This window comes from Rhizobacter sp. P5_A1 (genome assembly GCF_056400745.1).
Genome location: NZ_JBFUKR010000014.1, coordinates 123,998 through 148,465, shown reverse-complemented (window position 1 = coordinate 148,465; position 24,468 = coordinate 123,998). Strand labels below are relative to the sequence as shown.

Below are 24,468 nucleotides of genomic sequence, written 5' to 3'. Positions count from 1 at the left end.
GGTGCGGTGTGCTGGCTGCCGTTCGTGCTTCTGATCGTCGTGTTCGTGCTCGGCTTCCTCGGGCTGGCCTACAGCATCTACCCGTTCGTCGTGATCGGCCAGCTGACGATCTGGCAGGCCGCGAGCAGCCCCGCGGCACTGAAGGTGATCCTGATCGGCGTGTGCATCTCGGTGCCGGCGATCGCCGGCTACACGGTGCTGTCGTACCGCGTCTTCCGCGGCAAGACCGGCGAGCTGAAGTACGCGTGAAGGGCGAGTCAAACTCATTGGGTACCGGGCACCCACCGATGCGGCCCGCAGCGCGTTGTGCGATACATGAAGCATGATCTCGACAGACTCGACCGTCCGTCCGACGCTGCCCACAGAAGTATGCGTTCCTGGCCCGATCTGACGCGCTGGGGCGCTGCCATGGCACTGGTCGCAGCGGCGGCGTACGCGGGTCAGCAACTGACCCTGCAGACGGGTCTGTCGCGCCTGCGGGATGCGGCCACGCATCGGTTGGACATGCTGACCACCGGACTCGACGCCGATCTGGCACGTTTCGACTACCTGCCGGCGCTGCTCGAGATGACGCCGGCTGTGCCGGGATTGCTCGACACCCCGTCGGACGGCAAGCTTCGCGATGCGGTCAATCGCTACCTCAACGGGGTGAATTCCACCGCCGGCGCCGAGATGCTCTACGTGCTGGATGCCAGCGGGGTTTCGCTCGCGGCGTCCGACTGGGACCAACCGGGCACGACCGTTGGCCAGGATCTGTCATTCAGACCGTACGTGACTGAAGCCATGGCGCGCGGGCGCGGCAGCTTCTACGGCGTCGGAATCACCAGCCGCAAACCGGGCTACTACCTGTCGTACGCACTGCGCCAACGCGAGCGCTCACGCGGGCTGGTGGCCGTCAAGGTCAACATCGAACAGGCCGAACAAGCGTGGCGCAAGCTGCCGGGCGAAGTGCTGCTGGTCGATGAGCGAGGCGTCGTCATCCTGTCGACGCGCGACGACCTCAAGTACCGACCCCTGGCACCGCTGGACGCCAGCCAGCGGGCAGAAGTGCAGCGATACCGCCCCTATGGTGAAGGCGCATTGCAACCGTTGCACTGGACCGTCGAGAACGCGCTCTCGCCGGACGCGCAGTTGGTTGCGCTGGATCGCGTGACGTATCTCGCTTCGAATCGCGCGTTGCAGCATGCGCCGTGGCGCCTGATCACGCTGGACGATCTCGAGCCCACGCAGGTGCTGGCGCGCTACGCGGCGGTCACGGCGGGCCTGGCGATGGCAGTCTTGCTGTTGGCGGCCGTGACCCTGCGGCAGCGCCGGCGCGCCGTGCGTCAGAAGCTGGCCAACCAGGCCGCGCTGCAAGAGGCTCATGACAATCTGGAGTCGACCGTCGTGGCACGCACCGCGCAACTCCGCGCGGCTCAGAGCGAATTGATCCATGCCGGCAAACTGGCTGCGCTGGGGCAGATGTCGGCGGGCATGGTGCATGAATTGAATCAACCGCTCACCGCGTTGCGCACGCTGTCCGACAGCGCCGGCATTCTGCTGGACCAGGACCGCCGCGACGACGTTCGAGCCAACCTGCGCCGCATCGCGGGCATCGTCGATCGCCTTGGGCGCTTGACCTCGCGATTGAAGACCTTCGCGCACAAGAGCGAGGCCCCGCTCGCGCCGGTGCTGCTTGCGAGGATCATCGGCGATGCGCAAGCCATGGTCGTCGCGGATTTGAAAGATCGCGACATGGCCCTCGAAGTCGATGTCGAGCCCGCGGCGCTCAGCGTCTTGGCCGAAGAGTCGGCGATCAGCAGCGTCATCATCAATCTGGTGCGGAACGCGATCGAGGCCATGCACGACACGCCGAACCCCCTGTTGACGATCCGGGCGCGAGCGCAGACCGATCGGGCCATCGTCACCGTGTCAGACAACGGGCCCGGCATTCGCGCCGACATCCTCGCCAGGCTGTTCGAGCCTTTCGTGACCAGCAAGCCTGCTGGCGCCGGACTGGGCCTGGGGCTCGTCATTTCGGCACAACTCGTGCGCGCCAACGGCGGCACACTCGCCGCCATCAATCGCGAGAAGGGCGGTGCATGCTTCACCGTCAATTTGCCGATCGCAAGGACACAGGAGTAGCACCACAGTGAGCGAAGCCATTTCAATCAGAGTCCTTCTGATCGAAGACGACGAAGATGTGCTGGTCAGCACCGCACAGGCACTGACCTTGGCGGGCTTCGTCGTCGAGTCCTATGCGAGTGCGGAGCGAGCCCGTGCACATGTCGCTTTCGACGCTCCGGTCATCGTCGTCTGCGACGTTCGTCTGCCGGGCATGAGCGGCACCGAATGGTTGCCGGAGATTCGCGCGATCGACGCCGAACTTCCGGTGGTGCTCGTGACGGGCCATGGTGACATTGCGATGGCGGTGCGGGCGATGCGCGACGGTGCGTATGACTTCATCGAGAAGCCGTTCACCTCCGAGCGGCTGATCGCCATCGTTCGCCACGCCGTGGAGCGACGCCAGCTGGCATTGCAGGTTCGGACGCTGCACGATGCGCTGGAGAACTGGCATGGCATTCAGGCTGCCCTGATCGGCCGCTCGGCTCAGATGCAGGAAGTCAGACGTACCGTGATGACCCTCGCCCAGACATCGGCCGACGTGCTGATCTACGGCGAGACCGGTACCGGCAAGGAACTCGTGGCGCGTTGCCTTCACGATCACAGCGAGCGTCGGCGGCAACACTTTGTGCCCGTGAATTGCGGCGGCTTGCCCGAATCGTTGGCGGAAAGCGAACTCTTCGGACACGAAGCCGGGGCGTTCACGGGTGCGAACCGAGCCCGGGTCGGCAAGTTCGAGTATGCGCATGGCGGCACACTGTTTCTCGACGAGGTGGAAAGCATGCCGACCGCCGTGCAGATCAAGCTCCTGCGAGCACTGCAGGAGCGCACGGTCGAGCGAATCGGATCGAACAAGCCGATTCCGTTCGACTGCCGTCTGGTGGCGGCGAGCAAGGATGATCTCAAGCTGCTGAGCGATCAGCACAAGTTCAGGGCAGACCTGTACTACCGCATTGGCGTCGCCTTCATAGAGCTGCCCCCGCTGCGCGAACGCCGCGAGGACATTCCCTTGCTGTTCGAGCACTTCGTCCTTCTTGCCGCCAGTCGCTACGAGCGCGCGGCGCCGGTGCTCAACAATTCGCAGCTCGCCGACCTGATGGCTTACGCGTGGCCTGGCAACGTTCGCGAATTGCGAAACGTGGCCGACCGTTTCGTCCTGGGCTTGCTGGGTGACAGGCTGACGATGGCACGAAGCGCAGGCGAACGAGCGCCCGGACTGCCGCACGGCCTTCCGCTGCAGGTCGAGAAATTCGAGCGCGCGATGATCGTTGAAGAACTGAGACGCAATCGAGGCGATCAATCCGCAACCGCCGCCGCACTTGGCATTGCAAGGCAAACCCTTTCTGACAAGGTCAGGAAGCTCGGTTTGGTGGCGGACGAATTCAAGTGATCGAGCGCGTACTGCCCTTCCTTCGTTGGTGGCCGATGGTGAATCGGTCGACCCTCAAGGCCGATCTGCTCGCCGGACTCACCGGGTGCATCCTCGGGCTGCCGCAGGGCGTCGCCTTCGCGATACTGGCCGGCCTTCCGCCGCAGTACGGCCTCTACGCGGCGATGCTGCCGCCGGCGCTGGCGTCGCTGTTCGGGTCGAGCTGGCACATGGTCGCCGGACCGACCAACGCGGTCGCGATCCTGCTCTTCGCGAGCCTCGGGCACCTGGCGACGCCGGGCAGCAGCGACTACATCAGCCTGGTGCTCGTTGTCACCTTCCTGACCGGCCTGTTCCAGTTCGTGATGGGGCTGGCGCGCCTCGGCACCCTGGTCAACTTCATCTCGCACACGGTCATCGTGGGCTTCAGCGCAGGTGCCGCGATCCTGATCGCGACGCAGCAGCTGAAGTCGTTCCTCGGCATCCCGATGCCTGCGGACGCGTCGTTCGTGCAGACCTTGCGCCAGACCGTGCTCCAGCTCGGGCATGTCAACCCCTGGGTGACGGCGGTAGGCGTGTTCACGATCGCGTCGGGGCTGCTGGCGAAGAGGTATCTGACGAAGGTTCCGTTCATGATCACCGCGACGGTCGCAGGCAGCCTGGCGGCGCTCGCGCTCGATGCCGTGTTCGGGCACGACGTGACGGCCATCCGCACCGTCGGCGCGCTGCCGGCACAGCTGCCGCCGCTGACGATCCCCGACCTGTCGATCAGCACGCTCACCAAGGTCGCTCCCACGGCGCTGGCCACGACGATCTTGAGCCTGACGCTCGGGATCAGCGTCGGCCGCACCCTCGGCATCCGCTCCGGCCATCGCATCGACGCCAACCAGGAGTTCATCGGGCAGGGGCTGTCGAACCTGGTGGGCAGCTTCTTCTCGTCGTACGCGTCGGCAGGGTCCTTCAATCGCAGCGCCGCGAACTATGAGGCAGGCGCGAAGACGCCGTTGGCATCGGTCTTTTCATCGATGATGCTCGTGGGCATCGTGCTGCTGGTGGCGCCGCTTGCCGCCTATCTGCCGTTGGCGACGGTCGCCGGAATCCTCTTCCTCATCGCCTACGGCTTGATCGACGTGCGGCGCATGAAGTCCATCTTCGCGACCAGCCGCAGCGAAGCGTCGGTCATGATCGTCACGCTGCTGGCGGCGCTGTTCCTCGGTCTGCAGACTGCCATCTATGCCGGTGTGTTGCTGTCGCTGCTCTTGTTCCTGAAGCAGGCGGCACAGCCCGGGATACGCGACGTCAAGCCTGAGTTTCGGGGTGGTCACTATCACTTCGATGCCGACACGGGTCTGCCCGACTGCCCGCAGCTGAAGATGCTGCGCATCAATGGTTCGATCTTTTTCGGAGCGGTCGAACACATCGAGGATGCGTTTCATCGGGTCGATCGAGCACGACCGGAGCAGCGGCGGCTGCTCATCGCCGCGAGCGGTATCAATGTGGTCGACATCTCGGGCGCCGAGCTCTTGAGTCGTGAGGCGGCGCGTCGTCAAAAGATGGGCGGCGGCCTGTACTTCTGGTTCATGAAGGACGCGGTACTCGACGTGCTCGAGCGTGGCGGCTATCTCAAGGTGATCGGCCAGGAGAATGTCCTTCCGCACGGCGCCGATGCGATCGCCGTGCTGTATCCCCAGCTCGATTCAGAGATCTGCCGCCACTGCACGGCACGGATCTTTCCACAGTGCCATATCGCGTTGCCGAACGGGAGACCGCGCGCCGCTGACGATGCCCCGCCGGCTTTGGCGACGGCCGGTGCAACGAGGCGTGACGAGGCCTGATCGGCTGCGGCAGGAACCCGCGGGCTCGCTGGCAGCGAATGGCGAGAAACCAAGGAAAGCCCCAAGCCCGCATCGCAGGATTCTGCTAACGCCCGGTCCCATTCCGACAGACGGACGCGCGGCTCGTGCCTATCCTGATCAGCTGCCGGATGAACGCCGCGTCACTCGGCGGAATCCGGACTCAGCGACGACTTCAAAGGAATTTCTGACATGCCTTCAAATGCATCATGGCTTCGGGTCGCCACGCTGGTGGCCGTGGCGACGGCCACCATCCTGCAGGCGAGTTGCGGCGGGAGCGACAGCGCCGCCCCGACGCCCACCGCGCTTGCCTGCGACGACGGATTGAAGACCGCCTTCAAGCCGGACGCGAACACGACGGTCCTCCTCGTCAAGTCATTCAAGCAGGGCGACTCCATCGCACTCGCGGCCACCCCCGCGTCACCGGCGCCCGGCAAGGCTCCCGTCGACCTCTGCCTGGTCAAGCTGTTGGTCGGCCCGGGGAACCCCGGCCCGACGGGCGCGCCATCGACATCGGCAGGCATCGGCATCGAGGTCTGGTTGCCGACGGCCGCCCACTGGAACGAGCGCATCCGCGCCTACGGCAGCGGCGGATGGGCGGGCACGTCCGAGGCGGATCCCACCGTCATCGGCGGCAGTGACAGCGACATGCACGTGGCGGCTGCAGGCAAAGGATTCGTCGTCTCCACGTCCGACCATGGTCACATGGCCGTCGCCGGCCAGCCGGGTGCGCTCAGTGCATCCTTCGCGATGAACCCCGACGGCACCCTCAACACCGTGCTCTGGAAGGATTTTTCGGAGCGCAGCCTTCACGAGCAGGCCGACAAGACCAAGGCGCTTGCCAAGACCTATTACGGCAAGTCTCACAAGTACGCCTATTGGGATGGCTTCTCGACCGGCGGCCGCCAGGGTCTGAAGCTTGCCCAGGTGTATCCCGACGATTTCGACGGCATTCTGGATGGGGCGCCAGCAATCAACTGGACGCGATTCATCACCAACGAGCTCTATCCGCAAGTGGCCATGCTGCAGGATCTGGGCGCAGCGATGTCAGGCGCCAAGTTGAACGCCGTGACCGGGGCGTCGATCGTCGCGTGTGGAGGGGGTGCACTGGGCTTCCTGGTGGACCCTTACGCCTGCCACTACGATCCGACCAAGGATGCTGCCGCGCTGTGCGCCGGTGTGGCGGGAAACGGCGGCGTCACGGGCACCAACACCGACACCGCCAGTTGCGTGAACCTGGCCGAGGCGACCGTCATCAACAAGATCTGGTATGGCCAGACGGCTGACGGAAGCGTCCCCGACCCGGCGACCGACAACGCCGCCGGGCCGCATCTGGTCGGCAACAACCAGATGTGGTTCGGGCTCGCTCGCGGAACCTTCCTGGGCTTGCTGGCCGGTGATGCCGCCGGTGCCTTCGGAGCGTTCGGCGGGGCGTTTCCGATCGCGGCCGACCAGGTGGCGCTTGAACTCCAGGACCCGTCGTTCGGCACGCCGCTCTTCACCAACGCAGTGAGCAACGGCACCAGCAAATGGACGACGTTGGACTATGCGGGACTGACGGTCGCGGCCTACCAGGGTCTGGTTCTGCAGCCGCAGTTCGCCAACATCAATACGGACAATCCTGACCTCGGCGCGTTCAACAACCGCAAGGGCAAGCTGATCATGTACCACGGCATGGCCGACAACCTGATCGCTCCGCAAGGGTCAGACAACTACTACGCTCGAGCGACTGCCGCGATGGGCGGAACCACTGAAACACAGAAGTTCTTCAGGTTCTTCCACATCCCTGGTCTGGCCCACACCGGGCGACTCGAGGCCGGCACCAACGTCCCGGTCCCGCAGTCCGCCCTCGGACGCGATGAAATGTTCGTGGCCCTGCAAAGTTGGGTCGAGGCTGGCACCGTGCCGGGTCGCATCGACGTCAGCTCGTCGGATTCGAGCGTCTCGCTGCCGATGTGCGTGTTCCCGCAGAAGATCACCTACAGCGGAACGGGCTCGGTGAAGTCTGCCGGCAGCTACGCCTGTCAGTAGCGCTGGCCTGTCCCGAAACGCGAAGCCTCAGGATCCACGCGCCACCGCAGGCGTCATGCCGGTGTGCTCGCGAAACGCCTGGGTAAAGTGAGATTGACTCGAGAAGCCCAGGCTCAGCGCAATTTCGGCGATCGGCAGGAGGGACGATCCCAACATGCGCGTCGCGGCGTCGATGCGCCTCTGCCGTACATAGCGATAAGGCGAGGTGCCCAGGCTCGCTTTGAAGCAATGTGCGAAGTGAGACGTGCTCATGCCGGCGACCTGGGCCAGTTCGGCCAGGCCGAGGTCGTTGCCCAGATTGGCTTCGATGTACTCGATCACCCGACGCCGGGCACCCGGTGACATGTGCCCGATGGGATGCGCTCTCGTTTCTGGTCCGGCGTAGTGTTCTGCAAGACGACCCAGAAGGGCACACGACAGCCCTTCTGCATAAAGGGCCCCGCCAGGCGCGCCACGCAGAGCCTCGTCAAACAGCTCCTGCACCAGCCATTGGAGCTTCGCGTCGAACACCTCATGGGCAGTCCTGAGGTTCAGGCTCGGTGCATCCCGCACGAGGCGGTTGACGACCTGCGGGGACAGCGTCACGCCGATGCATTGACCAGCTTGCCCGTCCCAGCGCGCGCCTTCGTATTCGTAGTCGCGTGAATACAGCTCGATCATTCCGGGCGCCGTGCCGAGATCGATGCTGCGGCCGCTGCTGTAGCGATACCAGCGGCGTCCGGCGCCATGCGTTGCGAGCAGCAGAACCGGCGCGGCCGTGCCGGCGGCGCCTCGTTCTTCGCGACCGGGGATCGGGAACAGATCCAGCGGCAACCCGCCCCAGCGTGCCGGAAGCCGCAGCACCGGTTCGCCAGCTTCGTTGGTGGCCACCCTGGACGCGTTGCAGATGGCTTCGCGTTCCGGCTTCTCCATGGGTGCCTCGCTCGGCATCGGACAGCTAGACACCGAGACAGTTTGAGAGTCCCGGATCGATCGCAATCTCGCTGGCACGACCCTGCAAAATCGCCTGGCCCTTCTGCAACACCAATGCGCGATCGCTGTGGGCCAGCACCTTTCTGTAGTCGCGGTCGACGATCAACGTGGCGATGCCGCTGGCGCGGATTTGTCCGATCACCCGCCAGATCTCGGCGACGATCAGTGGCGCCAGCCCTTCGGTCGCCTCGTCGAGGATCACGAGTTCGGGGTGCGTCATCAAGGCGCGGCCGATCGACAGCATCTGTTGCTCGCCACCCGACAATTGCGCACCGAGGTTCGTGAGCCGCTCCTTCAGGCGCGGAAAGGTCTCCAGCACGCGCTCGAGCGACCAGTCATTCCGCCCGTCGCGGCCGCGCCGCGCGGCCATCACCAGGTTCTCGCGCACGCTGAGGTTCGGAAAGACGCCGCGGCCCTCGGGCACGTAGGCCACACCGAGGCGCGCGACCTCGTGCGGACGCGCCTTCTTGGCGTCCTGACCCAGAATCTGGATCTCGCCCGCGCGCTGCGTCACATGTCCCAGCAGAGTCCGGATCAACGTACTCTTGCCCATGCCATTGCGGCCGAGCAGGCCGACCGTCTCGCCACGTCGGATCTGCAAGTCCACGCCGTGCAGAACATGGCTCGAGCCGTACCAGGCGTGCACGCCCTTGGCGTCGACGATCGCCTCGCCTTCCAAGCCGTTCATGCGTGTTCCCCCAGGTAAGCGGCCCGTACCTCGGGGCTCCTGCGCACCGCGTCGGGTGTGCCGGAGGCGATCACGGCGCCGTCGACCATCACGGTGATGCGATCGGCGATGCGGAATACCGCGTCCATGTCGTGCTCGACCAGCAGGATGGCGTGTTCGGCCTTGAGTGCCGCGAGCAGCGCGAGCATGCGTTCGGTCTCTTCGGCGCCCATGCCGGCCAACGGCTCGTCGAGCAACAGCACCTGCGGTCGCGTGGCCAGGCACATCGCGATTTCGAGCTGTCGCTTCTGGCCGTGTGACAGCAGGCCGGCCGAGCGTTCGAGCAATGGGTCGAGCCCCGCGCGCGAGGCGGCGTCGCGTGCGGCAGCGCCACTGGTGTCGCAGCGTCCGGCGTCCTGCCACCAGGCCCAGGGCTTCTGTGCGCGGGCCTGCGCCGCCAGGCGGCAGTTCTCGAGCACGCTGAAGCTCGGGTAGATGGTGTTGCGCTGGTAGCTGCGGCCGAGGCCGCAGCGGGCGCGTCGCGGCTGCGTCCACGCGGTCACGTCCTGGCCCAACAGTTCGACGCTGCCGCTCGACGGCGCGATCTCGCCAGACAGGATGTTGATCAGCGTCGACTTGCCCGCGCCGTTGGTGCCGATCACTGCATGCACGGTGCCGCGCTCGAGTTCGAGCGAGACTGCGTTCACCGCCACCAGCCCGCCCCAGCGTCGCGTGAGCGCGCTGGCACGCAGCAAGACCTCAGGCGGCTTCATGACGCACTCCCGTGTGACCGGATGCGGCGCGAACGCCTGTCATGCGCCCGACCAGCCGTTCGCGCCATTGGCCCGGGAGTCCGACCAGCCCGCGCGGCAGGAGGGCGACGCTGGCGATGATGGTCAGGCCCAGACCCAGCTGCCAGTGCTTTGCAAAGGCGCCGAAGATCGCTTCGGAGCGAAAGAATTCCTGCAGGAGCGCGAACGCAAAGGCACCGATCAGCGCGCCACGCAAGTGGCCGATGCCCCCCAGGATGACCATGATCAGCACCTCGCCCGACAGGTGCCACGCCAGCAGTTCGGGGTTCACCGCGCCGTCCTTGACCGCGAAGAGGAAGCCCGCCAATCCGGCAATGCCGCCCGAGATCGTGAATGCCGCCAGCTTGTACGGATAGGTCGAGAACCCCGTGGCGCGCATGCGCTGTTCGTTGACGCGTATGCCGGCCAGGGCCCGGCCGAAGCGCGACCGCAGCAGCACCGCGAGGAACGCAAAGGTCGCCGCCAGGCAGGCGAGCGTGAAGGCGTACATGACACGCGATCCATTCAGATCGAGGCCCGCCCAGAGCACCGGCTTCGCGTACAGGTAGATGCCGTCCGTGCCGCCGCCCAGCGGCGTGTCGTGCACCACGTAATAGGCCATCTGCGAAAACGCGAGCGTGACCATGATGAAGTACACACCCTTCGTGCGCAGCGAGAGCGCCCCGACGGCCAGCGCGTACATCGCCGCAGCGAGCACGCAGGCCGGCAGCAACCACCACAGCGACGGCGCGGCGCCCTGGCCCGACAGCAGCACCGCCGCGTACGCGCCGATGCCGAAGAACGCCGCCTGACCGAAGCAGACCAGGCCGGTGCCGCCGACGAGCAATTCCAGGCTCAGCGCGAAGACCGCGAAGACCATGATCTTGGTGACCAGGTCAAGGCCGTAATTGCCGGCACCCAACGGGAACAACGCGAGCGCTGCAAACGCGAGTGCAACGAACAGCGCCTTGGAACGATTGGAGGTTGGCATGGGTCAGCCCGCCTTGAACAGGCCGGCCGGCTTGATCAGCAGGATCATGGCCATCAGCACATAGACAAGCACACCGGCTGCTTGCGGGACGAACACCTTGCCGAAGGTGTCCACGAAGCCGATCAGCAGCGAAGCGAGCAGCGCGCCACGAATCGATCCGATGCCGCCGATGACGACGACCACGAAGCAGATGATCAGGACCGAACTGCCCATGCCCGGGTACACGCTGCTGACCGGCGCGGCCACCATGCCGGCCAGCGCCGCGATCGCGACGCCCGCCGCGAACACCACTCGGTACAGAAACTTGACGTCGATACCGAGGCTCTGAACCATCTCCCGGTTGGTACTGCCGGCGCGGATCATCATTCCCAGACGCGTGCGCGTGAACACCAGGTACATGCCGAGCGCCAGCGCCATGCAGACGCCGGAGATGAACAGGCGGTAGACGGGGTAAGTCATCATCGAGCCGAGCGGAAGCGTGCCGGACAAGATGTCGGGCGCATTCACGCCGTGGACCTCGTCTCCCACCACCAGACTGCGCAGCTCTTCGAAGATCAGGATGAGCCCGTACGTCATCAGCACCTGTTGCAGGTGTTCACGTTCGTACAGGTAGCTGTAGAAGGCCCATTCCAGCACGTAGCCGAGCACGACGGCGAGCACCGCGCCGACCAGCAGCGTGGCAAAGAATCCGCCGCCGAAAGCAGACGCCACGACCGGCGACAAGGCGAACGCCATGTACGCACCGATCATGTAGAAGCTGCCATGCGCGAGGTTGATGACGCCCATGATCCCGAAGATCAGCGTCAATCCGCTCGCCACCAGGAACAGCAGCAGACCGTACTGCAACGCGTTCAGGCACTGGATGAGGAAGGTGGCGAGGTCCATCAGAGACGGCAACCGCGGCCGGGATCCGCCAACGCCTTGCTCGCGACGCTGACGAGCTTGTTCTCCTTGCCGGACACCTGGCGCAGGTAGATGTCCTGCACCGGGTTGTGGCTCTTGCTGAGCGTGAATGCGCCGCGGGGGCTGTCGATGCGAGCCTTCTCGACGGCGGCGGCGAATTCCGCCTTCTTCGCGATGTCGCCCTTCACGGCGGTCAGGCCGGCGGCGAGCATCTGCGCCGCGTCATAGCCCTGTACCGCATACACGTCGGGCTGCAGCTTGTAGGCCTTCGCATACGACAGCCGGAACGCGTTGTCGCGCGGTGTTCCCAGGCTGTCGCTGTAGTGCAGCGTGGTGAGCACCCCGTCGGCATCCGCGCCCTGGGCCTCGAGCGTGCCGTCGGTCAGGAAGCCCGCGCCATACAGCGGGATGCTCTTCTTCAGGCCGGCGGCGGCGTAGTCCTTGACGAACTTGACGGCACCGCCTCCGGCGAAGAACGTGTACACGGCATCGGGCCGGGTCGATGCGATGTCGGTCAACAGTGCCTGGAACTCGACGTTGGGGAACGGCAGACTCAGCTCCTTCACGACCTTTCCGCCGGACTTCTCGAAGGCTTCCTTGAAGCCTCGAACGCTCTCGTCGCCGGCCGCGTACTTCCACGTGATGGTGACGACGTTCTTGTGACCCTTCTTGGCCATCACCTCGCCCATGGCATAGCCCGGCTGCCAGTTGCTGAAGCTCGACCGGAAGATGTTCGCGCCGCACATCGGCCCGGTCACCGCATCGGCGCCGGCGTTCGGAACGATCAGGATCGTTCCGGTCTCCTTCGCGACCTTGGCCATCGCCATCGCGACCCCGCTGTGCACGGTTCCGACGAGCACGTCGACGTTGTCGCGCTTGATCAGCTTGTTGACGTTGTCGGTGGCCTTCGACGGGTCGGACTCATCGTCGACCCTGACGAAATCGATCTCGCGGCCCGACAGCTTGCCGCCTTGCTCGGTCACGTAGAGCCGAAACCCGTTCTCGATGGCGCTGCCCAGGGACGCGAAGGTTCCAGTGGCCGGGAGCATGAAGCCGACCTTGAGCTTGCCGCCGGCTTGCGCGTGAGCGAACGAAGCGCTCAGGGCGAGGCCGGTGGCGATGGCGAGGCGCGTGAACTGCATGGGTTGTCTCCTGTGGAATCTTTGAATGAAGGACTGTTCCGAGCGCACCGATCGGTTCAGCTGCGATCGGCCTCGATCGCGCGCAGCTTGAAGCGCTGAATCTTGCCGGTGGCCGTCTTCGGCAGGTCGGGCACGAATTCGATGAACCGCGGGTACTTGTAGGGTGCGAGGCGCTCCTTCACGAAGGCCTTCAGCTCGGCCTCGTCGGCCGCCGCACCGGGTTTCAAGACGACAAAGGCCTTCGTCTTGACGAGACCTTCGGCGTCGTTCTTTCCGATGACCGCCGCTTCCAGCACGGCCGGGTGCTGAACCAGCGTGGCCTCCACCTCGAACGGGCTCACGTAGATGCCGCTGACCTTCAGCATGTCGTCGCTTCTGCCGCTGTAGGTGTAGCTGCCGTCGCCGTTGCGCACGTACTTGTCACCGCTCTTGGTCCAGCCGCCCTGGAAGGTCTCGCGCGTCTTGGCGCGGTTGCCCCAGTACATCATCGCGGCCGACGGACCCTGGATGTAGAGGTCACCCGGATCCCCGTCGGGGACCGGACCGCCATCGTCGCCGCGCAGTTCGACCTCGTAACCCGGCACCGGCCAGCCTGTCGTGCCGTAGCGCACCCGATCGGGCCGGTTCGAGATGAAGATGTGCAGCATCTCGGTCGAGCCGATGCCGTCGACGATGTCGATGCCGAAGTGCGCCTTGAAGCGCTCGCCGATCTCCGCAGGCAGCGCCTCGCCGGCCGAGGAGACGAGCCTGATCGCGACCTCCCCGCGCTTGGGCAGGTCGCGGCAGGCCAGCATGCCGGCGAAGCCGGTGGGCGCCCCAAAGAACACGGTGGGCCGGATGCCGCCAGTGCCGCCGAGCCAGCGCTTGAACGTGGCCTCGGGCGTGGGCCGCTCGGCCATCAGGATCACCGTGGCGCCCACGCTCATCGGGAAGCTCAACGCATTGCCCAGGCCGTAGGCGAAGAACAGCTTGGCGGCGGAGAAGCACACGTCGCGATCGGTCAGGCCCAGCACGCGCTTTCCGTAGAGCTCGGTCGTCCAGTACGGATTCCCGTGCGAATGAACCGTCCCCTTGGGGCGACCGGTCGAACCGGACGAGTACAGCCAGAAGCCGGGGTCGTCGGCGTTCGTCGGCGCGGCTTTGGACAGGGGTAGGTGAGTGCCGAGAAACGAATCGAACTCGATCTCGGCGGGGTGCAGCGGAGCCATCGGGCGCGACACGATCACCTTGACCACTTCATGGTCCGACTTGACCAGGGCGCTCGTCAGTGCAGGCAGCAACGCACCGGACACCAGCGCCGCTTGCGCGCGACTGTGCTCGAGCATGTAGGCGTAGTCGTCGGCCGTCAGCAACGTGTTCACGGCCACCGGCACCAGGCCGGCGTACATCGCTCCCAGGAAGGCGACGGGCCAATCGTTGCAGTCGTGCATCAGCAGCAGCACCCGCTCTTCGCGCTTGAGACCCAGCGCTCGCAGACCGGCGGCCATGCGTCCGACGCGCTCCGCCAGGTGGCCGTAGCTCAGCGTGCCAAGATCGTCGACGAACGCCGCCTTGTCGGCGCGTCCGGCATTGAGCTCCAGCAGGTACTGGGCAAAGTTGAAGTGTTCGCCCAGCGGGGCGACGGCATCGAGAACAGCGTGGGCCATCAGTTGTCTCCGTCTGTCCGATTCAGTCCGGCCAGCACCGCCGTGCTCGCCTGCACCGCCGCGCGGCGGTGATAGAACGCCAGCGCGCGCAGTCCGCCAAGCTCCTCCCCGCCGCCCGCACGGCCAGGGCCGCCGTGCAGCGACTGAGGCATCACGTTGCCGTGGCCGGTATGGTGGGCAGCAACGTCGGGGCTGATGACGTGGACGCGGCCGTGATACGGGGCGAGCGCCAGGCTCGCGTCGGCCAACGCGTGCGCGTCGCTTCCGTACAGCGATGCGACGAGCGAGCCCTGCCCACGCTGAACCAGTGCGTGGGCATGCGGCAGGTCTCGATAGGCGACGAGGGTCGCCACCGGCCCGAACACCTCGATGTCGTGGACGAGCGCGCCGGCATCGCTGCCGGCGGCGTCGCGCGTCCCGAGCAGGGTCGGACCGACGCAGCAAGCGACCTGCGGGTCGGCGTCCACGAGGCCATGCGTGGCGCCGTCGTGCAGCATTTCGGTCTGCGTGCGCAGCCGGGCAAGACCTTCGCGCACCGAGACGAGTTGCGCACGATTCACCAGCGCCCCCATGCGCACCGATTCGTTGCGCGGGTTGCCCACGGAAATCTTCAGCAGGCGCGCTTCGATGGCCTGCGCCGCTTGCGCGTACAGGCCTTCCGGAACCAGCACGCGACGGATCGCCGTGCACTTCTGTCCGGACTTCTGAGTCATCTCGCGCGTCACCTCCTTGGCCAGCAAGTCGAGCGCTTCGCTGTCCGAGCCGGGCAGCAGCAGTGCACTGTTGACGCTGTCCGCCTCGATGTTCGCGCGCACCGAGCGGCGGGTCACGGCGGGGTGATCCCGCACGATGCCGGCCGTCTCGGCCGAGCCGGTGAACGACACGACGTCGAACGGCTCCAGCGCGTCGAGCAGGCCTGCGGAGCTTCCGCAAACGACCGACAGTGCCCCTGCGGGGAAGATCCCGGCGTCCACCACGTCCTTGACCATGCGCTGCGTGAGCCATGCGGTCGCGGTGGCGGGCTTCACGACCACCGGGACACCCGACAGCAGCGCGGGTGCCGCCTTCTCCCACAGGCCCCAGCTCGGAAAATTGAACGCGTTGATGAACAGCGCCAGGCCGCGGTTCGGCACGAGAATGTGCTGGCTTTGGAAGACCGGCTCCTTCGCGAGACGGGTCGCCTCGCCGTCGAGCAGATGGCGCCGGTCGCCGAGCCCGTCGCCCAGCTTCGCGTAGGTCGACAGCGTGTAGATGCCGCCGTCGATATCGACCGCCGAATCGTTCTTGACCGTGCCGCTGTTGGCCGTCGCGATGGCGTAGTAGTCGTCCCGTTTCGCCTGCAGCAGCTTGACGGCGGCGCCCAGCATCGCGGCGCGCTGCCGATACGTGAGCGCCCGCAGCGCAGCACCGCCCTGAACGCGGGCGAACTCGAAGCCGGCGCGCAGGTCGAGGCCGGACGCATCGACGCACACGAGTTCGGTGCCGAGCACCGGATCGACGAGCGAGGTCCCGCGCCCGGTTCCCGGACGCCAACGACCGCCGAGGAGGTTCTCCAGCTTTTCGGTCATGGCTTTGCGCTCGCGCTGAACTCGATCGCGCCGTGCGGCAGCAGGTACAGAACCAGGGCTCGGCCGCCGCTGACGGTCGGGCGATGAGCACTTCCCGGCGCCATGACGACCCAGCCGGCCGGCCGACCGTCGAAACGCGCCTCGCCCGTCAATGGCATGACAAGGTCGATCTCCCCGTTCGGGTGTCGATGGTGGGGGCCGACGATCTCGTTCATGTCGACCACGTCGACAGAGAAGCCCTGCAACTCGTCGCACGGTTTGAAGATGCGTCCGTAGCGAATGCCTGCGCCTTCGCGATCGCACAGCCAACCCGCCGCGACACCCGCCTCGCACGACGCCTTCAACGCGGCGTAGGTTTCGCTCTCGGGGCCGTGTTCATGGTTCAGCCAGGTGTCCAGTTCCGCATCGAGCGGCTTGCCCGCAATCTGCGAGGCCAGGGCCGCCAACTGAGACTTGAAGCGTTCCGGCGTCGGTGTGGGTATCGTCGGCATGGTTGATCTCCGCTGTTCGAGAGCGCACCGACCCGGTTCAGACTTGCCAACCAGCCAAAGGTGCAGTATTGTGCCTGCAGGAACTTTATGAGCACTGCAATGCCATGTCAAGCAATATAGTGCAAGCACTCGCGTTAACCCCTAGCGAGGACTCGCCGGCCGCTGCTTCAGCCAAGGAGCGCGCGCGCGAAGCGGCGCCCTTCGATGGATTCGCCGCCGAGGAGGGATCGAAGCACCCCTTCCTCGTCACGCTGGGGGAGCAGGTGCGCGCCCTGCGGGCCCGGCGCGGCATGACGCGCAAGGCGCTCTCCGCCAGCGCCGGGGTCTCGGAGCGTCATCTGGCGAACCTGGAATATGGGCTCGGCAACGCGTCGGTGCTCGTGCTGTTGCAGGTCTCCCACGCGTTGAAGTGCACGCTGGCGGAGTTGCTCGGTGACCCGACGACGCGCTCCCCCGAGTGGCTGATGATCCGCGAGCTTCTGGAAAACTGCGACGACGCCACGCTGCGCCGCGTCAGGGAGTCGATCGGCGTGTTGCTGGGCACGGGCGGGGCGCACGCCGGCGGCCGGACTCTGCGCAGTTCCCGCGTGGCACTGATTGGATTGCGTGGGGCTGGCAAGTCCACACTGGGGCGGATGCTGGCCGAAGACCTCGGCTTCCCGTTCGTCGAACTGAGCCGCGAGATCGAGAAGTTCGCCGGTTGTTCGATCAACGAGATCCAGGCGCTGTACGGGCAGAACGCCTACCGGCGCTACGAGCGCCGTGCGATGGAGGAGGCGATCCAGATCTACCCCGAGGCCGTCATTGCCACGCCGGGCGGGCTGGTGTCGGATCCGGCCACCTTCAACCTCCTGCTCTCCCACTGCACGACGGTCTGGCTGCAGGCCGAGGCGGAGGATCACATGAGCCGCGTCGCGGCCCAGGGCGACCTGCGCCCGATGGCGGGGAATGCAGAAGCCATGGAAGATCTCAAAGGGATCCTCGCCGGGCGGGCTGCGTTCTACTCGAAGGCCGAGTTCCGGCTGGACACGAGTGCCGCACCGCTGCCGCAGACTTTCGAAGCGCTGCGTCGGCTGGTCCGAAGCGCACTGGCTTTGTAGAAAGACGGCAAAAAACTGCTTGACGCAGACGGATTACATGCACTAAAGTGCTTGTCAACGCATCGACGATGCATGCACTTTTATGCACCACTGGAGAGATCATGAGTCAAGCCGCCCCTCGCGTCGACTACCAGACCAACCCCGCGCAATACCGCCACTGGAAGCTCAAGTTCGAAGGCCCGGTTGCGACGCTGGCCGCGGACTTCGACGAGAACGCAGGCCTGCGGCCGGGCTACAAGCTCAAACTCAACAGCTATGACCTCGGTGTCGACATCGAGCTCAACGACGCGATCAATCGCATCCGCTTCGAGCACCCCGAAGTGCGCACGGTGGTGGTCACGAGCGCCAAGGAGAAGGTGTTCTGCTCGGGCGCCAACATCTTCATGCTCGGCGTGTCCTCGCACGCCTGGAAGGTGAACTTCTGCAAGTTCACGAACGAGACGCGCAACGGTCTGGAAGACAGTTCCGCCCACAGCGGCCTCAAGTTCCTCGCCGCCGTCAACGGCGCCTGCGCGGGCGGCGGCTACGAGCTGGCGTTGGCCTGCGACGAGATCATCCTGGTCGACGATCGCAGCAGCGCCGTGAGCCTGCCCGAGGTGCCGCTGCTCGGCGTGCTGCCGGGCACCGGTGGATTGACCCGCGTCACCGACAAGAAGAAGGTCCGCCACGATCTGGCCGACCTGTTCTGCACCAGCGTCGAAGGCGTTCGCGGCCAGAAGGCCAAGGCCTGGCGCCTGGTCGACGACATCGCCAAGCCGGCGCAGTTCGCCGCGAAGGTCCAGGAGCGTGCGCTGCAACTCGCTGCGGGCAGCGACCGTCCCGCCGATGCCAAAGGCGTGGATCTGACCCCGCTGGATTGCCGCGTCGAAGCCGACGCGCTGCGCTACCCGCACGTGATCGTCGAGATCGACCGTGCCAAGCGCACGGCCGTGTTCACCGTGAAGGCGCCAACCGGCGCCCAGCCCGCCGACATCGCCGCGATCGAAGTGGCCGGCAGCGCCTGGTACCCGCTGCAATTGGCGCGACAGCTCGAGGATGCGATCCTCAACATGCGCACCAACGAGCTCGACATCGGCACGTGGCTCGTCAAGACCGAAGGCGATGCCAGTGCGGTATTCGCGATGGATGCGACGCTGCTGGCCCACAAGGACCACTGGCTCGTGCGCGAGACCATCGGCCTGCTGCGCCGCACGTTCGGCCGTTTCGATGTCTCGTCACGCAGCCTGTTCGCGCTGATCGAGCCGGGCTCCTGCTTTGCAGGCAGCTTCCTGGAGCTTGCCTTGGCCTGCGACCGCATCTACCACCTCGCGCTGCCCGACGACACGGCCCGTGCCCCGAAGGTCGCGGTGGGCGAAGCGAACTTCGGCCTGTATCCGATGATCACCGGCCAAAGCCGCCTGCAGCGCCGCTTCTACGACGAAGCACCGGCGATGGATGCGGTGCGTGCCAAGGTCGGCCAGGCGCTCGACGCCGACGCGGCCTTCGCGCTCGGCCTGGTCACGAGCAACCCCGACGACATCGACTGGGCAGACGAGACCCGCATCGCGATCGAGGAGCGCGTGGCGATGAGCCCCGATGCACTCACCGGCCTCGAGGCGAACCTGCGCTTCAACGGCCCCGAGAACATGTTCACGCGGGTCTTCGGCCGCCTGACCGCATGGCAGAACTGGATCTTCCAACGCCCGAACGCCGTCGGCGAAAAGGGCGCGCTGAAGGTCTACGGCAAGGGCGACAAGGCCGCCTTCGACTGGAACCGCGTCTAACAGCAAATCACCGGAGCAGACTCTCATGTCCACCATCGACTACGGTCAGAAGATTCCCAACAACGTCAACCTCAACGAGGACCGCACGCTGCAGCGCGCGCTCGAGCAGTGGCAGCCCAGCTTCCTCTCCTGGTGGGACGACATGGGCCCCGACGGCTCGCAGAACTTCGATGTCTACCTGCGCACCGCGGTGAGCGTCGACCCCGAGGGCTGGGCCCAGTTCGGTCACGTGAAGATGCCCGACTACCGCTGGGGCATCTTCCTGAACCCGGGTGAGAAGGACCGCAAGATCCACTTCGGCGATCACCTCGGCGAAGCCGCGTGGCAAGACGTGCCCGGCGAGTACCGCGCGAACCTGCGCCGCATCATCGTCACGCAGGGCGACACCGAGCCGGCATCCGTCGAGCAGCAACGCCACCTCGGCATGACCTGCCCGAGCCAGTACGACCTGCGCAACCTGTTCCAGGTGAATGTCGAGGAGGGCCGCCACCTGTGGGCGATGGTCTACCTGCTGCACAAGTACTTCGGCCGCGACGGGCGCGAGGAAGGCGAAGCGCTGCTCGAGCGCCGCAGCGGTCAGGAAGACAACCCGCGCATCCTGCAGGCCTTCAATGAACCCACGCCGGACTGGCTGAGCTTCTTCATGTTCACGTACTTCACCGACCGTGACGGCAAGTTCCAGCTCTGTGCGCTGGCCGAAAGCGCGTTCGACCCGCTGGCGCGCACGACCAAGTTCATGCTGACCGAAGAAGCGCACCACATGTTCGTCGGCGAGTCGGGCATCAGCCGCGTCATCTCGCGCACTTGTGCGGCGATGAACGAGCTGAAGACGGACGACCCGGCCAAGCTCCGGGCGGCCGGCGTGATCGACCTGCCGACCATCCAGCGCTACCTGAACTTCCACTTCAGCGTCACGATCGACCTCTTCGGCGCCGACGAGAGCAGCAATGCCGCCACGTTCTACAGCACCGGGCTGAAGGGGCGGTACGAGGAGGGCAAGCGCGCCGATGACCACCAGCTGCGCGGGCAGACCTACCGCGTGCTGCAGGTTCAGAACGGCCAGCTCGTCGAGAAGGAAGTGCCGATGCTCAACGCGCTGAACGAAGTGCTGCGCGATGACTACATCAAGGACAGCGTGGCCGGCGTGGGCCGCTGGAACAAGGTGATCGAGAAGGCCGGCATCCCGTTCAAGCTGACGGCGCCGCACAAGGCCTTCCATCGCAACATCGGCGCGCTGGCCGGCGTGAAGGTCTCGCCGGAGGGCCGCGTGGTGGGCGAGTCGGAGTGGAAGGCCAAGGTCGGCGATTGGCTCCCGACAGAGGCGGATCGCGCGTATGTCGGCGGCCTGATGGGACGCGTCGTCGAGCCGGGTCAGTTCGCGAACTGGATCGCGCCCCCGGTGATGGGCATCAACCGCCAGCCGGCGAACTTCGAGTACGTTCGCTTCAACTGATCCGAAACCATGGACGTTTCCGAGCTCAAGGTCATCAAGCAGCATCTGATCGATCCGGAAATCTGCATCCGCTGCAACACGTGCGAGGTGACCTGCCCGGTCCATGCGATCTCGCACGACTCGAACAACTACGTGGTCGATGCCGAGGTCTGCAACCATTGCATGGCATGCATCTCGCCGTGTCCCACGGGTTCGATCGACAACTGGCGCTTGATGCCCAAGGCGCGTGCCTACAGCATCGACGAACAGCTCGGCTGGGACGAGCTGCCGGCCGAACTCGGCGCGGCGGAACTGGCCGAGGCGGGCGTGAGCCCGGACGCCGCGGCGGTCGAAGTTGCCGAAGCGGCCGTGTCGGTCGTGGCCGCGAGCGGCGACGCGCCGTTCAACAGCGCGCAGTTCGGCGCGCAGATCCCGCCCTGGTCGGCCGCGCACGCGTATACCAACCTCTACGGACCCAAGGCCGCCGAGAAGACCGTCACCGCGACGGTCACGGGCAACGTGCGCGTCACCCAGGTGGGCAAGGAATACGACACGCACCACATCGTGCTGGACTTCGGCGGTACGCCGTTCCCGGTGCTCGAAGGCCAGTCCATCGGCATCCTGCCGCCCGGTCTCGACGCCGGCGGCCGCGCCCACCATCCGCGCCAGTATTCGGTCGCCAGCCCACGCAACGGGGAACGGCCGGGCTACAACAACCTGTCGCTGACCATCAAGCGAGTGCTCGAAGACCATCAGGGCAACCCGGTGCGCGGCGTAGCGAGCAACTACATGTGCGACTTGCAGGTCGGCGACAAGGTGGAAGTCATCGGGCCCTTCGGCGCCAGCTTCCTGATGCCAAACCACCCCAGGAGCCACATCGTGATGATCTGCACCGGGACCGGCAGCGCGCCGATGCGCGCGATGACCGAGTGGCGCCGGCGCCTGCGTGCCAGCGGCAAGTTCGAGGGAGGCAAGCTGATGCTGTTCTTTGGCGCACGCACGAAGGAAGAGCTGCCCTATTTCGGGCCGCTGCAAAGTTTGCCCAAAGATTTCATGGACACGCACTTCGCATTCAGCCGGACATCCGGTCAGTCGAAGACGTACGTCCAGGATCTGATGCGCGAACGCGCCGCAGACCTCGCGAAGCTGCTGGCGGACCCCGACAGCCACTTCTACGTCTGCGGCCTGAAGAGCATGGAGGAAGGTGTGGTGCTGGCGCTGCGTGACATCGTGCAAGGCGCGGGGCTGAACTGGGAAGGCGTCAGCGCCGCATTGAAGCGCAACGGCCGCCTGCACCTCGAGACCTATTGACATGCAAACGCTGACCATCGAGCGCCGCGACTTCGGCGTCGTGCAGGTGACCATGTCGCGCCCTGCCGTCTTCAACGCGTTCGACGAGGCCATGATCGCGGACCTCGATTCCGCGTTCGCGACGCTGGCGGAGGAGGCCGACGCCAGAGTGATCATCCTGGCCGGCGCAGGCAAGCACTTCTCCGCCGGCGCCGATCTGCAGTGGATGCAGCGCGCCAGCCAGGCCACGCTGGACTGGAATCTCCAGGATGCCCGTCGCTTCGCCGGCATGCTGGCGCGCATCGACGCCTGCCCCAAACCCACCGTGGCGCGGGTGCAAGGTGCGGCGTTGGGTGGCGGCGTCGGATTGGCTTGTGCCTGCGACCTGGCGATCGCGTCGGACAACGCAAGCTTTGCCGTCAGCGAAGCGCGTTTCGGAATCCTGCCGGCGGTGATCGGACCCTACGTCGCGAACGCCGTGGGCAAGCGCCAGGCGCGCCGTCTCGCGTTGACGACCGAGCGCATCGGGGCCGCCGAGGCGCTGGCCATCGGGCTCGTCCAACAGGTGGTCTCCGCGGTCGAACTCGACCCGTCTGTCGACGCCATCGTGCAGCAGTTGCTGGCCGGGGGCCCGAACGCGCAGGTCGAAATCAAACGGCTCTTTTCCCAGCTTGAAGTCGGTCCGATCACGCCGGAGGTCCGCGAGTTGACGGCCGCGACGATTGCCCGCGTGCGCGGCACCGACGAAGCGCGGGAGGGGTTCGCCGCATTCCTGGACAAGCGCCCGGCGCGCTGGACTCCGAAGCGATGACGCCGGATCTTCAAGGCAAGCCTGTCCTGGTCGCAGGTGCCGGCATCATGGGTGCGGGCATCGCGCAGGTGGCCGCGCAGGCCGGACACACGGTGTTCCTGTTCGACCTGCGCGAAGGTGCCGCAGCGGATGCCAAGCTCAGGCTGCAGACGACGTTCGACGGCTTGGTCACCAAGGGCAGGCTGCGAGCGGACGAAGCGCAGGCCACCCTGGCACGCATCGAGGTGGTGGACTCCGTTCAATCTGCGGCGTCCGCGTCCCTTGTCGTGGAAGCGATCGTCGAGAAGCTCGAGGCCAAGCGCGCACTGTTCAGGCAACTTGAAGAGGTGCTCGCTGCGGATGCGGTGATGAGCACCAACACATCGTCGATCAGCGTGACGGCCATTGCCAACGGGTTGCGAAACCCCGAGCGGCTCGTCGGCATGCACTTCTTCAATCCCGTCCCGCTGATGAAGCTGGTGGAGGTGGTGAGCGGCCTCCAGACTTCGCCGGCCGTGGCGGATGCCATCTTCGAGCTCGGCAAGGCGTGGGGCAAGGTGCCCGTGCATGCCAGGAGCACGCCCGGCTTCATCGTCAACCGCATCGCTCGGCCGTACTACGCCGAGACCCTCGCGTTGCTGCAGGAGCAGGCCGCTGCGCCGAATGCGCTGGATGCCTGCCTGAAGGCAGTCGGCTTTCGAATGGGTCCGTGCGAGCTGATGGATTTGATCGGACACGACACCAACTTCGCGGTCACGAATTCGGTCTACGAGGCCAACTTCTTCGACAAGCGCTTCGTGCCGTCACTTGTGCAACGCGAGTTGGTCGATGGCGGACTGTTCGGGCGCAAGCGTGGAAGGGGCTTCTACAGCTATCCGGAAGGCGCGCCGCCGCTCCCATTGCACGCCACCACGACGCCGACGACGCCGACGAGCCCGGTCGTTCATGGCAGCGGTGCGATCGCCGAATGGCTGGCCGCGGGAGTGGAGCGAGCGCTGAAGGTGAAGCCGGCACGAGAGATGGCGGCCACCTGGACGGGACTGGCCGTCGACGCTGCGCGTCTGGTGCTGACCGACGGCAGAACGGCGGGCGCGTGGGCCGCGATCCGGCGCACGCCCAATGTCGCGGTATTCGATCGATTCGACCCGTCCTCGCCCTCGGACGCCAAGGCCGTTCGACCATTGGCCTACGCGGTGGCAGAAGGTGCGGATCAGGATTGGCTGAGCCAGGCTCCGGCGTGGCTCTCGACCTTGGGGTTCGTGCCGGTGCGACTGTCCGATGCGCCTGGTCTCGTGGTCACGCGGACCCTGGCCATGCTCATCAACGAGGCAGCGGACGCGGTATTGCAAGGCGTTTGCAGCGCCGAAGGCGCGGACGCTGCGATGAAGCTCGGCGTCAACTATCCGCGAGGGCCCTTCGAGTGGCTGGCGACCTGGAGCACCGACGAGGTGGTTCGCGTGCTCGATGCGATGGATGCCCACTATCGAGGTGAACGCTACCGGGTCAGCCCCTGGCTGCGCCGCCGGGTGAGTCTGGCTGATCTCCCCGAGGCGAACCTGCCATGAC

At 65.9% G+C, this 24,468-nt stretch carries 20 protein-coding genes; 11 read left to right on the top strand and 9 right to left on the bottom strand.

Annotated elements, in window-relative coordinates:
- The 5 genes from AC1DTW_RS16815 to AC1DTW_RS16795 form a co-directional block, all read left to right on the top strand.
- The coding region (locus AC1DTW_RS16815; RefSeq protein ID WP_477982412.1) for a cytochrome d ubiquinol oxidase subunit II at positions 1–249 on the top strand (249 nt) is incomplete at its 5' end.
- A gap of 159 nt (positions 250–408) precedes the next feature.
- On the top strand, positions 409–2,124 hold the full coding sequence (locus AC1DTW_RS16810) for a sensor histidine kinase (RefSeq protein ID WP_477982410.1): 1,716 nt from the start codon (positions 409–411) through the stop codon (positions 2,122–2,124).
- A gap of 7 nt (positions 2,125–2,131) precedes the next feature.
- The gene (locus tag AC1DTW_RS16805) at positions 2,132–3,493 is read left to right on the top strand and encodes a sigma-54-dependent transcriptional regulator (protein WP_477982409.1); all 1,362 of its coding nucleotides are present in this window, start codon (positions 2,132–2,134) and stop codon (positions 3,491–3,493) included.
- A gap of 35 nt (positions 3,494–3,528) precedes the next feature.
- Positions 3,529–5,307, top strand: a complete 1,779-nt coding sequence (locus AC1DTW_RS16800; protein WP_477982408.1) for a SulP family inorganic anion transporter — start codon at positions 3,529–3,531, stop codon at positions 5,305–5,307.
- 210 nt (positions 5,308–5,517) lie between these two features.
- Positions 5,518–7,356 (top strand): tannase/feruloyl esterase family alpha/beta hydrolase, encoded by a 1,839-nt coding sequence (locus AC1DTW_RS16795; RefSeq protein WP_477982407.1) that lies wholly within the window; start codon positions 5,518–5,520, stop codon positions 7,354–7,356.
- Between the two features lie 27 nt (positions 7,357–7,383).
- On the opposite strand, the gene AC1DTW_RS16790 is transcribed toward AC1DTW_RS16795, so the two are convergent.
- Genes AC1DTW_RS16790 through AC1DTW_RS16750 form a run of 9 tightly spaced genes read right to left on the bottom strand, consistent with a single transcriptional unit; the run spans position 7,384 to position 16,527 of the window.
- A complete protein-coding gene (locus AC1DTW_RS16790; protein ID WP_477982405.1) occupies positions 7,384–8,268 on the bottom strand; it encodes a helix-turn-helix domain-containing protein in 885 nt (294 codons plus the stop codon).
- 25 nt (positions 8,269–8,293) lie between these two features.
- On the bottom strand, positions 8,294–9,016 hold the full coding sequence (locus AC1DTW_RS16785; RefSeq protein ID WP_477982404.1) for an ABC transporter ATP-binding protein: 723 nt from the start codon (positions 9,014–9,016) through the stop codon (positions 8,294–8,296).
- Complete coding sequence (locus AC1DTW_RS16780; RefSeq protein ID WP_477982403.1) at positions 9,013–9,768, bottom strand: ABC transporter ATP-binding protein; 756 nt, start codon at positions 9,766–9,768, stop codon at positions 9,013–9,015. Before AC1DTW_RS16780 ends, AC1DTW_RS16785 begins: the two co-directional genes overlap by 4 nt.
- The gene (locus AC1DTW_RS16775; protein ID WP_477982402.1) at positions 9,755–10,777 is read right to left on the bottom strand and encodes a branched-chain amino acid ABC transporter permease; all 1,023 of its coding nucleotides are present in this window, start codon (positions 10,775–10,777) and stop codon (positions 9,755–9,757) included. Before AC1DTW_RS16775 ends, AC1DTW_RS16780 begins: the two co-directional genes overlap by 14 nt.
- A 3-nt stretch (positions 10,778–10,780) precedes the next feature.
- Positions 10,781–11,662: a branched-chain amino acid ABC transporter permease gene (locus AC1DTW_RS16770; protein WP_477982401.1), complete on the bottom strand. Its 882-nt coding sequence runs from the start codon at positions 11,660–11,662 to the stop codon at positions 10,781–10,783.
- Complete coding sequence (locus AC1DTW_RS16765; RefSeq protein WP_477982400.1) at positions 11,662–12,822, bottom strand: ABC transporter substrate-binding protein; 1,161 nt, start codon at positions 12,820–12,822, stop codon at positions 11,662–11,664. The genes AC1DTW_RS16770 and AC1DTW_RS16765 overlap by 1 nt, the downstream gene beginning before the upstream one ends.
- A gap of 56 nt (positions 12,823–12,878) precedes the next feature.
- On the bottom strand, positions 12,879–14,468 hold the full coding sequence (locus tag AC1DTW_RS16760) for a benzoate-CoA ligase family protein (RefSeq protein WP_477982399.1): 1,590 nt from the start codon (positions 14,466–14,468) through the stop codon (positions 12,879–12,881).
- Complete coding sequence (locus AC1DTW_RS16755) at positions 14,468–16,036, bottom strand: 3,4-dehydroadipyl-CoA semialdehyde dehydrogenase (RefSeq protein WP_477982398.1); 1,569 nt, start codon at positions 16,034–16,036, stop codon at positions 14,468–14,470. The genes AC1DTW_RS16760 and AC1DTW_RS16755 overlap by 1 nt, the downstream gene beginning before the upstream one ends.
- Positions 16,033–16,527 carry a 4-hydroxylaminobenzoate lyase gene (locus AC1DTW_RS16750; protein ID WP_477982397.1) on the bottom strand — a complete coding sequence of 165 codons (495 nt, stop codon included), beginning with the start codon at positions 16,525–16,527 and terminating at the stop codon, positions 16,033–16,035. Before AC1DTW_RS16750 ends, AC1DTW_RS16755 begins: the two co-directional genes overlap by 4 nt.
- Before the next feature lie 104 nt (positions 16,528–16,631).
- On the opposite strand from AC1DTW_RS16750, the gene AC1DTW_RS16745 reads away from it, so the two are divergent.
- The 6 genes from AC1DTW_RS16745 (at position 16,632) to AC1DTW_RS16720 (ending at position 24,467) form a co-directional block, all read left to right on the top strand.
- Positions 16,632–17,627 (top strand): helix-turn-helix transcriptional regulator, encoded by a 996-nt coding sequence (locus AC1DTW_RS16745; RefSeq protein ID WP_477982419.1) that lies wholly within the window; start codon positions 16,632–16,634, stop codon positions 17,625–17,627.
- Between the two features lie 101 nt (positions 17,628–17,728).
- On the top strand, positions 17,729–19,390 hold the full coding sequence (boxC, locus tag AC1DTW_RS16740; protein ID WP_477982396.1) for a 2,3-epoxybenzoyl-CoA dihydrolase: 1,662 nt from the start codon (positions 17,729–17,731) through the stop codon (positions 19,388–19,390).
- A 25-nt stretch (positions 19,391–19,415) separates the two neighbouring features.
- Positions 19,416–20,843: a benzoyl-CoA 2,3-epoxidase subunit BoxB gene (boxB, locus tag AC1DTW_RS16735; RefSeq protein ID WP_477982395.1), complete on the top strand. Its 1,428-nt coding sequence runs from the start codon at positions 19,416–19,418 to the stop codon at positions 20,841–20,843.
- A 9-nt stretch (positions 20,844–20,852) separates the two neighbouring features.
- Positions 20,853–22,133: a benzoyl-CoA 2,3-epoxidase subunit BoxA gene (boxA, locus tag AC1DTW_RS16730; RefSeq protein WP_477982393.1), complete on the top strand. Its 1,281-nt coding sequence runs from the start codon at positions 20,853–20,855 to the stop codon at positions 22,131–22,133.
- 1 nt (position 22,134) lies between these two features.
- Complete coding sequence (locus AC1DTW_RS16725) at positions 22,135–22,923, top strand: enoyl-CoA hydratase-related protein (RefSeq protein WP_477982392.1); 789 nt, start codon at positions 22,135–22,137, stop codon at positions 22,921–22,923.
- On the top strand, positions 22,920–24,467 hold the full coding sequence (locus AC1DTW_RS16720) for a 3-hydroxyacyl-CoA dehydrogenase (RefSeq protein WP_477982391.1): 1,548 nt from the start codon (positions 22,920–22,922) through the stop codon (positions 24,465–24,467). Before AC1DTW_RS16725 ends, AC1DTW_RS16720 begins: the two co-directional genes overlap by 4 nt.
- Position 24,468 lies beyond the last annotated feature (1 nt).